The organism is Halocola ammonii, assembly GCF_049334165.1.
In the GTDB taxonomy this organism is placed as follows: domain Bacteria; phylum Bacteroidota; class Bacteroidia; order Flavobacteriales_D; family Sanyastnellaceae; genus JBEGHD01.
Genome location: NZ_JBEGHD010000006.1, coordinates 190,164 through 203,643 on the forward strand (window position 1 = coordinate 190,164; position 13,480 = coordinate 203,643).

Consider the following 13,480-nt stretch of genomic DNA (forward strand, 5'->3'; position numbering starts at 1 on the left):
CATGGAAATTCTCATCATTGTCGTCTTTGTCCTGGGCTATCTTTTTATAGCGCTTGAGCATCCTCTGAAAATCGACAAAGCGGCATCTGCCCTAATTACCGGTACTTTTTGCTGGGCCATCCTTATGATGGGGATTCATTTTATCCCGGATCATCTTACTGAACAGTTCAGTCACTTTCTGACTGATTACACTGGAGAAGAAGGTCTTGTGCGGTTCATGTTTTTCGAGCATCGACTGCTTCACCACCTCAGTGAAATTGCAAACATTCTGTTCTTCCTCCTCGGTGCAATGACCATTGTGGAGCTCGTTGATGCACATGAGGGATTTGCGGTGATCACCGACAGGATCAAGACCACAAACAAGGTGAAACTACTCTGGGTGATTTGCCTGATTTCCTTCTTCTTCTCTGCAGCACTCGACAACCTGACGACTTCGATCGTGATGATTTCGCTTTTGCGCAAGCTCATTGACGACAAGCAAACTCGTTGGTTTTTTGCCGGGATGGTTGTGATTGCAGCCAATGCCGGAGGAGCCTGGTCGCCTATTGGTGATGTCACCACGACCATGCTCTGGATTGGCGGGCAGCTAACTACAACTGTTGTCGTTACGCACCTGTTTATCCCGAGTCTGGTTTGTTTGCTAGTGCCTCTGGGACTCTTGAGTTTCAGTATGAAAGGAGAAGTAAAAAGACCTGTCAGGACACGGGGCCTCGGTCATTACACTGACCCAACGACCCCGATTGAGCGCAATACTGTTTTCACACTCGGTGTCCTCGGGCTTTTATTCGTGCCAATTTTTAAAACAGTTACTCACCTTCCTCCATTTATGGGAATGATGATGAGTTTGGGATTGCTTTGGGCAGTGACTGAGATTCTTCATAGAAAGAAAAAATACGAGCAGAAGTATCAGCTATCTGTTATTGGGGTTTTGCGAAAAATTGATACCGGATCAGTACTCTTTTTCCTTGGGATTCTGCTTGCCGTAGCTGCTCTTCAGGAAGTTGGTCACCTGCGTGAACTTGCCGGCTGGCTACAGGCCGAGCTTGGAGATGTCTACTCAATAAACATTGCCATCGGATTGCTTTCTTCCATTGTCGACAACGTGCCTTTGGTAGCCGCTTCCATGGGGATGTACGATTTTCCTTCTGCAGCTCAAATGGCATCTGATCCAGAATGGTTTTCCACCTTTGTGAAAGATGGGAACTTCTGGCAATTTTTGGCCTACTGTGCTGGAACCGGAGGTAGCGCGCTCATCATTGGATCTGCAGCGGGAGTAGCAGTTATGGGTCTTGAAAAGATCGATTTTATCTGGTACCTCAAGAAAATTAGTTTGCTGGCCATTCTTGGCTATCTGGCGGGAGCTGCCACCTACATGGCCATTTTCGTTTGGTTCTAAAACTAATTAACGTCCGGCTATGGATTAATTTGCAACAGTCGCAAACTCTCCAATAATTTATTCTATACCTTCACCGTTACTTGTGAAAACCTGCACGAGTCGCTCTGGGTTTGCAACCCAACTGGAAAAAGAGCGCTTGTCGGATTTGCACGAGTAAATTGACGACAATACACAATCAAATTTTTTGAAACCATGAGTTTATACACTTTTGTGCAAGATGGAAACCTCAATGTAGGCGGACAAGCTGCCGCTGACACTACTGCCGCTGCCGCAGATGCCGAAACCCAGGTATCGATTTTAGAACTTCTTATGCAAGGCGGTTGGTACATCATGATTCCGCTGGCCATTCTTTCTGTTGTAGCAGTTTACATTTTTGTAGAGCGTTTTCTTGCTGTGAATAAAGCCCTAAAAGAAGAAAAGGACTTTATGAATAAAATCAAGGATTACATCCACGATGGAAAGCTCGACTCTGCCAGAAATCTTTGCGCAACCAGCGAAACACCAATTGCCAGAATGCTCGAAAAGGGAATTCAAAAAATTGGAAAGCCGCTGAAGGATATTTCTGCATCGATCGAAAATGTGGCCAAACTCGAAGTGTTTAATCTCGAGAAAAATCTGGCCACTCTGGCCACTATTTCCGGAGCCGCCCCAATGCTTGGGTTCCTCGGTACCGTGATTGGAATGGTGCAGGTTTTTATTAGCATGGAAAGCTCTGGAAGTGTTGATGTGAACGTGATTTCAGGAGGTACAAAAGTTGCCATGATGACAACTATTGCCGGTTTGGTAGTAGGAATTATCGCTTACATCGCCTACAACTACCTGGTGACCAAGGTCAGAAAGGTGGTTAACAAAATGGAAGCGCACTCCATCGAGTTCCTGGACATTCTTGAAGAACCAGGTAAGTAGCAAAAAATGAACGCCTCGATGATTGAGGTGTAATAAAACTCGAAGCAAATGGATTTAAATACGCAAAATAAGGTTGATATTCAGGGAGGCATGTCTTCAATGACTGACCTGGTTTTCCTATTGCTTATCTTTTTCATCATTTTGTCCACACTTGCTAAAAGTGGACATGAGGTGAACTTGCCAGAAAGCAAAGGAGTGATTAATAACAACACTCCTGTTACCCTCACTATCAACAAGGACATGCAGTACTACGTGAACAACGGACAGCCGATGCCGAAGTCAGAAATAGAGCTGCGATTGAAGGCGATTTTTGAGTCGAAAGCTGAAAAAACTCTTTTGCTCAACATTGACGAAGAAGTACCTACCGGTGCTACAGTTGAAATGATTGGACTGGCAAAAGTGAACGACTGGAAAGTGGTGATTGCATCAGACAAAAAGAAAGAAAATTAGATTGATGAACCCCGAAACGGAAAAGAAAGACAAGCGCATCGCAGGGTTGGTGACGGGCATTTTGCACATTGCACTTTTGCTCATCTTCATCTTCGTGCAGGCTTTTTCTATGCCGGATCCTCCTCCGGGAGAAAAGGTGGTTGAGATTTCTATGGCCGATTATGGAAACACCGCTACCGGAAGTGGCGATACCGAGACCGAAGTTCCTTCCCAACAGCGAGAAGAAGTTGTGGAAGAGCAGGTGAGTGAAACACCCCAAACCCAGGAGAGTGTTCCGACTGACGCAATAGAAACACAAGCCGACTCGGAGATTAGCGCACCAACGAGCACCGAAGATACGGAAACTGAGGAAGAGCCTGAAGAAGAGGAGCCGAAGGTGAGTAGTGATTTAAGTAATGCACTGAATCAAATGAATCAGGGCGGTGGCGGAGGAGACGGTGATGACTCTGAAACAGGAAATGAAGGGAATCAGGAAGGAAATATTGAAGGCTCGGGAGTTGTTGGAGGAAAGAACGGTGTGAGTTTCAGTTTGAGTGGTCGCGGAATGATTGGTGAGCCAGCAGGCGTGAAACCAACTGAAGAGGGAAAAGTAGTCCTCGACATCTATGTGGACAAGCAAGGGAAAATCACCCGCCACAAGAGAAATTATGAGAAATCGAATACAGCTAGTGACTACCTTTTTTCTCTTGCTGAACAGGCTCTGAAGACTGTTACATTTGACACGAAGGGAAATGCTCCTCCTGTTCAAAAAGGAACCATCACATTCAATTTCAAGCTGGAATAATTTATGAATTACTCCGAAACGCTGGACTATCTGTTCAGTCAACTGCCGATGTTTCAACGCATCGGCAAGCCTGCGTTTAAGGCAGACCTAAAAACCACTACCCAGCTGATGGACATGCTGGGAAATCCCGAGAAAAAACTCAAAGCTGTTCACATTGCCGGCACCAACGGGAAGGGGTCTGTAGCTCACCTCATCAGTTCTGTATTGCAGGAGCAAGGTTACAAAACGGGACTTTACACGTCTCCTCACCTTGTCGATTTTAGAGAACGAATCAAAGTGAACGGAGAGCTGTGCAGTGAAGAGTACGTGATTCAGTTCGTGGAAGAATATCACGAGCGATTCGAGGAATTAAAACCGTCATTTTTTGAAATAACGGTGGCTATGGCTTTCGACTACTTTGTGAAACAGGAAGTTGACATTGCGGTCGTAGAAGTTGGAATGGGCGGAAGGCTTGATTCCACCAATGTATTGATGCCAGAGCTATCGGTGATCACCAACATCGGATTGGATCATACTGCATTTTTAGGAAATACCATTCCTGAAATTGCACGCGAAAAGGCTGGAATTATTAAACCGGAAACTCCGGTTGTTGTGGGCCACTGCGGAGAAGAAGTACACTCAGTAATGCTCGAGGTTTCTAAGCAAAAAGCAGCCCCAATTCGGTTCGTTGACGATTACAGTTTGCGGGTTCCACAGTCAGCTTTGGTAGCGAGTTATCAAAGAGAAAATGAGAAAACCGCATTTTTAGCGCTGCAGCTTTTAGCTGAGAACGGCTGGCAGATTACGGTGGAAGGTTTAGAAAGAGGTTTCGAGAATGTTCTGCAGAATACCAGATTTCAGGGGCGTTGGCAGGTCTTGTCAGAAAAGCCACTTGTTGTTTGCGATGCAGGCCACAATGAGGATGGGCTCCGTGCTGCCATGAAAGAGATAAAAAATACTCCTCATGATCAACTGCGCATTGTTCTTGGAATGGTAAGCGATAAGGATATTTCTAAAATGCTTGACCTCTTGCCCAAAGACGGTCATTATTACTTTGCTAAAGCCAATATTCCGCGTGGCCTGGATGCCGAAAAACTTCAAAGTCAAGCAAATAAAAAGGGTCTTCAGGGAGAGAGGTATTCAAGTGTAGTGGAAGCGTTTGAGGCAGCTCGAAATAATGCCGGAGAAGACGATTTGATTTTTGTTGGCGGGAGCTTCTTTACAGTAGCAGAAGTACTGGCTTTTATTCGTTGAGATTTTATAACTTCCGAGCCTCAAGCCAAACCAAAGAACACCATGAGAAAGATTTTAGTACCAACCGACTTTTCAGAATGCGCAAACTACGCTACTGAGGTGGCCGCAAGTATTGCTAAAAAGACTGGCGCACGGTTGATTTTAATGCACATCATTAATATTCCAAGCTACGAGTCCAACATGTCAATTCAAGACACAAAAGACATTGCCGAAGGTTTGTTCATGATGAAGCTCGTTAAGAAAAGGTTTAAGGAACTCCTCGAAAAGCCATTTTTGAAAGATGTGAATGTCATCGAACTGGTAGAGTTTGATAATGTTTACGAATCCATTGCTAAGCAGGCAAAGGAGCAAAATGCTGGAATGATAGTAATGGGCTCTCGTGGCTCAAGTGGTGCTGAGGAGGTTTTTATTGGAAGCAACACAGAACGAGTGATTCGCACAGCAGAAGTGCCGGTTTTAACTGTGAAAAGTAGGATTGAGAATTTTGATATAAAGGATATTGTTTTCGCTTCCAATTTTTACGGTGAGTCATACAGTGTCTTCAATAAAGTTCAGGAACTGGCAAAAATTTACGATGCCAAAATTCACTTGCTGAAGGTTGTTACTCCTGGTAATTTTGAAACCACCCGCTACAGTCGCAAGTTGATTGAGGACTTTGTGAAAGAAACCAAGCTCAAGAATTACGATTATCACATCTACAGTGATGAGAAAGTTGCCAACGGGATTTATCACTTTTGCGAAGAAACAAACCCAGACATCATTGCCATGGAAACTCATGGTTGGACCGGGCTAAAGCACTTTTTGCTTGGTAGTATTACAGAAGGCGTGGCAAATCATTCGAAACTGCCTGTGCTCAGCATAAAAATTCCCAAGGAAGAGGAAGATGACGGAGTGCTCTTTCCAGATTGATTTATAAAATAACAAATGTCCAAAGTTTTAATTCCAACGGATTTTAGTCCGAATGCTGATCGGGCTGCCGAGTATGCTGTCCGACTGTTCGGCAAAGACTCGACTTACTTGCTTTTGCACATGTACGAAGAGCCTAAAGGAGGCTCTGCCACCACAATGAAAGACTTCACAGAAATGATGAAGGCTGATGCGTTGGAGGAGCTTAAGAAGGAAAAGGCGCGTCTTGTTGAAAAGACAGGTATTTCTGCATCACACATTCAGATACTTGCAGAGTATGGAAGTGGTGGACGGGAGTTGGCTCAGCTCGCTGGAAATTACAACCAAAAGGTGATTGTGATGGGACACCTTGGACAATCAGAACTTGAGACGGTTTTCCTGGGTAGTATCGCATTTCAAACCATTCGAAACGCCAGAATTCCAGTGCTCCTGGTACCGGATATCGACCTTCCTGATCCTAAAGGGGCTGTTTTGGCCACGGCCAGTGAGCTGCCGCGATTTTCTGTTGAAATGCAGCGGATGAATGATCTGACCAGGCTTCCAGTTAGCATGCTCCGAGTGGTAAAAAGCGAAGCAGAAGTTTCAGATCAATTTGGTCGTGAAACGATTGCGAACTACAAGAGAGGTGAGGTAGCTGTAGAGCAAGTTGTAGCGAGGACTCCGGCATTAGGCATCCTGAAGTTTATGGAAGAGCATCCCGGCTATATTCTTTCGCTTATTCCAAGAGATCGAGGTTTTTGGCAACGATTGATGGGGCGGTCTAGCCTCGTCCAAACTATGGCGAATCGCTCCAAGTTTCCTATACTAACCTGGTCTAGAAGGGATTTCCAGGCTGATGCCGAATAATTTTTACATCCGTCTTACTGCCTGGTGCAGGAGCGACTAGAGATTAAAAACCCGACCTGTTTCCAGATCGGGTTTTTAATCCTTGTGGGCCCTACTGGATTCGAACCAGTGACCCTCCCGGTAAAATCGGGATTCTCTGAACCAACTGAGCTCAACTCGATATCAACTTCTGGATGCTCTTTTGGGATTTCCAGGCTTTGATTTGACTTTCACGTGAGTGGGCTTCTGTCTTTGTTGAGTATTTCTCGAAGTAAACGACTTTCCAATCTTGATGCTTTCCCGTAAAGCCTTTGTGATTCGAATTGTGTTTTCTCAAGCGTTCGATTAAGGAATCAGAAGTATGACCGATATAAAACTTGTTAGCGGTTTTAGAAAAGAGGATGTAGGTGTAAAATGCGTTCATAAAATGAAGTTAGTATGAACCATCAGAAAACAAAAAAACCCGACCTGTTTCCAGATCGGGTTTCTAATCCTTGTGGGCCCTACTGGATTCGAACCAGTGACCCTCTGCTTGTAAGGCAGATGCTCTGAACCAACTGAGCTAAGAGCCCTCTTTGACTCACCTCTGTGGCGAAAAGGAGTGCAAATATAAAGTGAATTTGATTCCATCCAAATATTCGAGCAAAAAATTCTTTTCGCCAATCACTATTTTCTGAGGACTCCTAGTCAACTCCTGGAAAACGATCGTTTTTTATCACTTTTGCCTGGATGAAATCACACGCACCATGTTAATTGTATTTTGGAGGATTAGAAGCCTCTGGACATACTGGAGAAAAGCCGTGAGTAGGCACGGAGTACACTCTCCTTTTGTCTTTGAATTCATCCACTACGTAATGGCTCCAATGCATTTTTATGCTTTTGATGAACTGGAGGAGCTGAGAAGAAAAATGTTACAAGATGAAAGGCTGATCGAAGTAAATGACCTGGGTGCCGGCTCAAAAAAAGGTGCGAAGCAAATGAGAAAGGTCTCAGAGATAGCAAATGTTTCATTGTCCCCGAAGATTTCTTGTCAGGTTCTCTTTCGACTTATCAATCACTATGAGCTCAGAAATCAAATTGAACTGGGTACGAGCCTGGGACTCTCCTCGCTTTATCTGGCAGCTAGTTCCTCAAAAAATAATCTTACTACGTTCGAAGGCTCTCCGGAGATTGCTGACGTAGCCCTTGAAAATTTCGGCCGGTCATCAGTCCAAAATATTGAGCTCATAAAAGGGAATTTCGACTCAAAACTTTCGGAGCACTTGGAAAATAAGTCAAACTCAATTGATTTTGCTTTCGTGGATGGCAACCACCGAAAAGACGCTACATTGAGATATTACGAACAACTCCTTGCCAAAACTCATGAGGGATCCGTTTTGGTTTTTGACGATATCCACTGGTCACCACCGATGGAGGAAGCTTGGGCAGAAATCGTTGCAGATTCTCGCAATTCTATAACGATTGATTGGTATCGGTTGGGGTTTGTTTTCTTCAGAAAAGGAATTGAAAAACAGCATTTTGTTTTGAAGCAAAGGCCCTAGTCTGAGATCGATGTTAGATTAGTATCTTTGTGATTAAACCAACCAAAAGAGAAAACACATGAAAAAGATGATTTTTATTCTGGCCTTTGCACTGCCAGTGCTTTGTTTTGGGCAAAAGGATAACGTAAAGCTCGGTGAACAAAAACAAAGAGAAAAAGGACAAACTGAGAATGACTACGAGAGAGAGCGCGCCAGAAAAGAGCAGCAGATGGAGCAGCGTGAACGCCAGCAAGAAATGATGCGTGAGATGAGGAGTGCTCTCTCAGAACCAGATTCTTTCCTTTACATGGAGCTTACGGTTATGAGCAATGGGAAAGAGGAAGAGGTGAGATTGAATGTTTCAAAATCTCTTCTTGACCAGATAGGTGATCCTGTAAAGGCCAGAAAACTCGAATCCATGAATTCAACGTCTTTTAGAAGTCTCACAGATGCACTGAATGAACTTGACAAGGTCGGATTCAAGTATCTGGATAGTTACTCGGTTGGGATAAAGGAACCTGTTTTGAAGGTGATCTTGAGAATGCCCTTGCCGGAAGAAAATGGACGTAGAAAGTGATTGAATGAAATCGACATTTGAATAACATAAACTAGCCTCGAAATATCTTCGGGGCTTTTTTGAACCATGAAGCCTACCTTTAAAAGATCCATTATCCTGCTTTATTTGCTGGCGTGCTACGTTGTATTCCAGTTTTTGTGGTGGGCCTATTACCTGGTTACTCTCCATCGGCAGGTTTTGACATTAGAAATTGAAGCTGCCGACAGTGCGCTGAATCAGGAATTGCTGGATGATCGTTTCCAGGCCAAACTTTTGATGGTCCTTGGAGAAGGAGCAGTGTTCTTAACTCTTCTTTTTGTAGGGATTTGGAAATTGAATCAGTACCTCCAAAGGGAGCGGAAACTCGCTCAGCTACAAAGCAACTTCATGCTGTCAGTTACGCACGAACTAAAATCGCCCATAGCCGCTATTAGATTGCACCTGGAAACCATGCAACGCAGAGAGCTAGATCGGGATAAACAGGAAGAAATTATAGCTCGCTCACTAGAAGAAAGCCAGCGATTAGATCACTTAACAGAGAATATTTTATTGGCCTCCAGAATCGAAAAGGGAGGTGAGTTATTCCACTTCGAGAAAACTGATTTTTCCGAACTTGTAAAAAAAGTTTGTAGTCAGCTTTCCGATTCACAGCACGGAGAGCATTATCTGGAGGAAGAAGTTGAGAATGGTATTGAAGCCGAAATCGATCGGTTTGCGGTGGAGGTATTGTTGAAAAACCTGATCGAGAATGCTCAGAAATATACGCCAGCAGGCACTCGAATTCAGGTTGTGCTGAAAAATAAGGATCATAAAATTATACTAACTGTTGCCGATGAAGGCCCTGGGATTGAAAATGCAGAGAAGGAGGAAGTCTTTAAGAAGTTTTATAGAACGGGTAGCGAACAAGTGAGAAAGAGCAAAGGTACCGGACTCGGCCTCTTTTTGGTCAAAGAGATTGCAATGCTTCATCGAGCAAAAGTTACCATTGAAGATAATTATCCTCAGGGCTCAATTTTTCGAGTAATTTTTAATGAAAAGTGATGAATAAAAACAAAACCGCATTGATCATCCTGGATGGTTGGGGGTATGGAAAGAAGGACTCGTCTGATGCCGTTTTTCAGGCGGATACTCCATTTTTTGACCAACTAATTAGGGAGTACCCAAACAGTACTTTACTCACGCATGGTGAGAACGTGGGACTGCCCGAAGGTCAAATGGGCAATAGTGAAGTGGGGCACATGAATATTGGAGCTGGAAGAATTGTTTATCAGGATTTGGTGAGGATTAATAACTCAATAAAAGATGGTAGCTTTTTTGAGCTCCAGGTGCTGAAAGAAGCCATGAGAAAAGCATCTATCTCAAACTCTAAACTTCATATCATAGGGTTGGTTTCAGATGGCGGTGTCCATAGCTCGCAAGAACATTTGCATGCCCTGTGTGAAATGGCCAAAAGGTCACAGGTTGGTGAGTTTTTCGTTCATGCATTCACAGATGGGCGAGATACCGATCCACACGGAAGTCTTGAACACATCTCCAGGCTGGAAGAAAAGCTCAAAGAAACCGGAGGCGAAATCGCCACACTGGTTGGTCGATACTATGCCATGGACCGCGACAAAAGGTGGGAGAGGATTAAAAAGGCCTATGACTTGCTGGTTCGCGGGTCGGGAGAAAAATACGACAGTGCATTAGAAGGTATTCGGGCTTCACATGAGGCCGGCATAACAGATGAGTTTATCGAGCCAATTGTCCTCAATTCCTCGGCATCAGCGAAGATTAAGAAAGACGATGTTGTCATCTGTTTTAACTTCAGGACAGATCGCTGTCGAGAAATCGTAATGGCGCTCAGCCAGCAGGATTTCCCCGATTATGAAATGAAGCAATTACCGCTACACCTGGTGACGATGACCAACTACGATCATACTTTTGAAAACATAAATGTAGTTTTTGAAAAACCTGACCTCGAGAAAACTCTTGGGGAGGTTATTTCTCAGAATGGTTTAACGCAAGTGAGAGTGGCTGAAACAGAAAAGTACCCACATGTTACATTTTTCTTTTCTGGGGGGCGAGAAAGAGAGTTTGACAGAGAGAAGCGAATTATGATCAACTCCCCAAAGGTTGCCACCTACGACCTACAGCCAGAGATGAGTGCTCCAGAAGTTGCCGATAAAATCACTAATGAGATGAGAGAGCAAGTGCCGGATTTTATTTGTCTCAATTTTGCCAACCCCGACATGGTTGGTCACACCGGGGTTTTTAAAGCTATTAAAAAAGCCTGCGAGGCAACGGATAAGGCTCTCAAACAAGTAGTTGAAGTAGGTCAGCAGCTGGGATACAAATTCGTAATCGTTGCCGATCATGGAAATGCGGATAATGCTGTAAATGAAGACGGTTCAGCAAACACTGCTCACAGCGTAAACCCTGTTCCTGTAATTGTCACCGGTGAAAACGGGCGCAAATTGAATCAAGGTATTTTGGCAGACGTTGCTCCCACAATTTTGGAGATGATGAAATTGGAGCAACCAAAGGAAATGACAGGAAGGTCTCTGTTGGATTAAAAAAAAAACACCGCCTTCATTTGCGAAGACGGTGCTCAATTGTTTAGGGTGTCTAATAGAACCTAAATGATTTTCTTTTTCACTTAGTACATGGCTACCTTGATATTTGTAAGTAGCCTGCAAAGTCTTTTCCATCAGTTCTCTTGAAGATGTAATAGTAAGTTCCCTCTTTTACATCTTCGCCTGATGTCGTGGTTCCATCCCAATCATTTTGATAATTGGAGGTTTCGAAAACTGTGATGCCCCATCTGTTTTTCACGAGAAGAGAGCTTCCCTGGAAACCTTCCAGTCCTTCAATCCAGAATACATCGTTGATGTTGTCTCCATTTGGAGTGATGATATTCGGAATGCTCGTGTCGCATACTTCAACTACCACTTCTGCAAGTCCGAAGTTCCCGCATTCATCAGTTATAGCAATGTTGATGGTGTCATTCAGGCTCGAAGAAGTTGTGAAAGAGCCATCCTCATTGATGTTAATCCCTTCTACGTCTGTTCCGAAAGTGAATACACCAGTTCCACCAGAAATTGGCTGAATGGTGCCATTCGTTCCAGCGCACAGCGTATCCGGAGAGGCTACAATCGGTTGGATGTCGTAATTTTCGAGGAAGACTGTCACTGTTGTCGAGATGGTTTCACCACATTGGTCAGTTATGGTCACATCGTATTCTGTAAACTCCTGGTCGAGTGGAGAAACAGTCACCACTGACGTGTCCGGCAATGCTATATTCGCCCAGTCGTAGATGTATGAAGGGGCTCCGTTGGTCGGATTGACCGTAATTTCCGTAGAGCCTCCAGGGCAAAGCACGCTGTATTCTTCAGGTGATAATTCCATTGGAGTATAGTCTACAGAAACAGAAATGGAATCCTGCACGACCGTTCCACATAAGTCAGTGACTTCTACTAAATATTGAGTAGTAGTGTCTGGGAGAACTTCAATGACCGAAGTAGTGTCACCTGTGCTCCAGTTATAGAAGTAGGTGCCCATTCCCTCAACCACATTTGCAGTCAGTGTTGTAGGGTCGTTAGGACATGCCACTCCCGACCCTTGCAATTCGAGAACTGGTTCGATGTAATCTACAATCGCCAGACTTGCTGAAGTTGTGTCGAAGTCTCCACAAGAGTTTTGATAAACGTATTGTAGAATGATACTTTCAGCTCCTTCGTCAATGTCATCTTCTATAGCGTCTATTTGGATTTCAATTGACTGCTCACCACTGTCGAGAAAGACGAAAGGAGGGATTTCGGTAATGTCAACCCCGTTTTCTGCAGTTCCGAGGATATCGAAATAAATGGTCGTAGAATCGTCAGCTACTGGTCGGAATACGCTAAACGAACCTGTGTTACAACCTTCTATCAAGGTAGTGTCACCGAGGAAGTTTGGCTGGTCTGGATTGATGTTACCAGAACCTTCGATGAAAGTAGCATTCGACTCGAAGCTACCAGCTTCGAGGAAAACTGCAGAATCATATGCAGTATCTAATGCATCAGCAATGACAATTTTAATGTGATAGGTCTCTCCACATTGTAATTGAGCATTTGCCGGAAGAAGAGTCGTATAGCCATCGTATTGGATGCCATTAGGATCATTGTTGTCAAGGTTGTTGATGTAGTATTCGCAGTAGTCGCATGGTCCGCTAACCCCGTCACCACCATTGTTGAGGTTGTCAATAGTGACGGCCAGATCTGTACCTGGGATTTGTGCAATGTTTTCTGCATTGTCTGAATAAGGGCCATTTAACCCTGGCCCACTCAAGAAAAAAGCGAAAGCATCGTTAAAACTGTCCACAAACTCAGGATATTCTTCCGAGGCCCAAACGAAATTGAAACTCAAGGAGTCACCAGTTGCCGTGAAATCGAACTCCAAAACAGCGATATCTCCAGCACTCGACTCGATTTGTTCAATGTCGGGGTCTGATACTCCGGGATTTGATGTTATGACAGTTTCACTACCAGAATCATTGGGTCCAATTGCTCCAGAAACCCCGCCACTGGCGAGAATTACCCCAGCTTCCATTCCTATTCCGCAGTCTACGCATTCAAAGGATCCTATTTGTGCCGGACCTCCATTGTAAGTGACATTACTCACCTCAAGTCCGTCACCAAGCAAAAGCTCCAGAGCTTCTTCCGCTGTTATTCCTTCGTTCACAGTCAGTTGTCCGAAAGCAGTTTCTCCTGCTAATACTAGCAAGGCTAAAAGGAGTACTGATTTAAATTTCCTGTACATGATTTTTCAATTTCATTTACTTACTGTCACAGTGATGGCATGAACTTTTAGAAAGTTGTCTGTGCCTGTTATTTAATGTGCGTCAATTTCGGAAAATAGAAAAAGCGCTGCCTTACTGGAGCGCT

The 13,480-nt window shown here is 44.2% G+C and carries 13 protein-coding genes and 2 tRNA genes; 11 read left to right on the plus strand and 4 right to left on the minus strand.

Going from position 1 to position 13,480, the window contains the following annotated elements; genetic code table 11:
- Position 1: 1 nt before the first annotated feature.
- The 7 genes from nhaD (at position 2) to ABHV44_RS08130 (ending at position 6,521) form a co-directional block, all read left to right on the plus strand.
- Complete coding sequence (nhaD, locus tag ABHV44_RS08100) at positions 2 to 1,396, plus strand: sodium:proton antiporter NhaD (RefSeq protein WP_459074171.1); 1,395 nt, start codon at positions 2 to 4, stop codon at positions 1,394 to 1,396.
- Between the two features lie 192 nt (positions 1,397 to 1,588).
- Positions 1,589 to 2,302 (plus strand): MotA/TolQ/ExbB proton channel family protein, encoded by a 714-nt coding sequence (locus ABHV44_RS08105; protein ID WP_459074172.1) that lies wholly within the window; start codon positions 1,589 to 1,591, stop codon positions 2,300 to 2,302.
- 48 nt (positions 2,303 to 2,350) lie between these two features.
- The gene (locus ABHV44_RS08110; protein WP_459074173.1) at positions 2,351 to 2,752 is read left to right on the plus strand and encodes an ExbD/TolR family protein; all 402 of its coding nucleotides are present in this window, start codon (positions 2,351 to 2,353) and stop codon (positions 2,750 to 2,752) included.
- A gap of 4 nt (positions 2,753 to 2,756) precedes the next feature.
- Complete coding sequence (locus ABHV44_RS08115; protein ID WP_459074174.1) at positions 2,757 to 3,536, plus strand: energy transducer TonB family protein; 780 nt, start codon at positions 2,757 to 2,759, stop codon at positions 3,534 to 3,536.
- A 3-nt stretch (positions 3,537 to 3,539) separates the two neighbouring features.
- Complete coding sequence (locus ABHV44_RS08120; protein WP_459074175.1) at positions 3,540 to 4,769, plus strand: bifunctional folylpolyglutamate synthase/dihydrofolate synthase; 1,230 nt, start codon at positions 3,540 to 3,542, stop codon at positions 4,767 to 4,769.
- A 42-nt stretch (positions 4,770 to 4,811) separates the two neighbouring features.
- Positions 4,812 to 5,678: a universal stress protein gene (locus ABHV44_RS08125; RefSeq protein WP_459074176.1), complete on the plus strand. Its 867-nt coding sequence runs from the start codon at positions 4,812 to 4,814 to the stop codon at positions 5,676 to 5,678.
- 15 nt (positions 5,679 to 5,693) lie between these two features.
- The gene (locus ABHV44_RS08130) at positions 5,694 to 6,521 is read left to right on the plus strand and encodes a universal stress protein (protein ID WP_459074177.1); all 828 of its coding nucleotides are present in this window, start codon (positions 5,694 to 5,696) and stop codon (positions 6,519 to 6,521) included.
- An 85-nt stretch (positions 6,522 to 6,606) separates the two neighbouring features.
- Here ABHV44_RS08130 and ABHV44_RS08135 read toward each other — a convergent pair.
- The 3 genes from ABHV44_RS08135 to ABHV44_RS08145 all read right to left on the minus strand — a co-directional run bounded on the left by ABHV44_RS08135 (position 6,607) and on the right by ABHV44_RS08145 (position 7,072).
- Positions 6,607 to 6,673: transfer RNA gene (locus ABHV44_RS08135), tRNA-Lys, on the minus strand.
- On the minus strand, positions 6,673 to 6,924 hold the full coding sequence (locus tag ABHV44_RS08140; RefSeq protein WP_459074178.1) for a GIY-YIG nuclease family protein: 252 nt from the start codon (positions 6,922 to 6,924) through the stop codon (positions 6,673 to 6,675). Before ABHV44_RS08140 ends, ABHV44_RS08135 begins: the two co-directional genes overlap by 1 nt.
- Positions 6,925 to 6,997: 73 nt before the next feature.
- A tRNA-Val gene (locus ABHV44_RS08145) sits at positions 6,998 to 7,072 on the minus strand.
- Positions 7,073 to 7,246: 174 nt separating this feature from the next.
- Between ABHV44_RS08145 and ABHV44_RS08150 the strand changes: the two genes are divergently transcribed.
- From ABHV44_RS08150 to gpmI, 4 genes are all read left to right on the plus strand, one after another.
- Positions 7,247 to 8,041: an O-methyltransferase gene (locus ABHV44_RS08150; protein WP_459074179.1), complete on the plus strand. Its 795-nt coding sequence runs from the start codon at positions 7,247 to 7,249 to the stop codon at positions 8,039 to 8,041.
- Positions 8,042 to 8,099: 58 nt separating this feature from the next.
- Positions 8,100 to 8,597, plus strand: coding sequence for a hypothetical protein (locus ABHV44_RS08155; protein WP_459074180.1), 498 nt, complete (start codon positions 8,100 to 8,102; stop codon positions 8,595 to 8,597).
- Between the two features lie 66 nt (positions 8,598 to 8,663).
- Positions 8,664 to 9,617: a sensor histidine kinase gene (locus ABHV44_RS08160; protein WP_459074181.1), complete on the plus strand. Its 954-nt coding sequence runs from the start codon at positions 8,664 to 8,666 to the stop codon at positions 9,615 to 9,617.
- Positions 9,617 to 11,131 carry a 2,3-bisphosphoglycerate-independent phosphoglycerate mutase gene (gene gpmI / locus ABHV44_RS08165; RefSeq protein WP_459074182.1) on the plus strand — a complete coding sequence of 505 codons (1,515 nt, stop codon included), beginning with the start codon at positions 9,617 to 9,619 and terminating at the stop codon, positions 11,129 to 11,131. Before ABHV44_RS08160 ends, gpmI begins: the two co-directional genes overlap by 1 nt.
- A gap of 94 nt (positions 11,132 to 11,225) precedes the next feature.
- Here the strand turns inward: gpmI and ABHV44_RS08170 are convergent, their stop codons facing one another.
- Positions 11,226 to 13,355: a choice-of-anchor L domain-containing protein gene (locus tag ABHV44_RS08170; RefSeq protein WP_459074183.1), complete on the minus strand. Its 2,130-nt coding sequence runs from the start codon at positions 13,353 to 13,355 to the stop codon at positions 11,226 to 11,228.
- Positions 13,356 to 13,480: the final 125 nt, after the last annotated feature.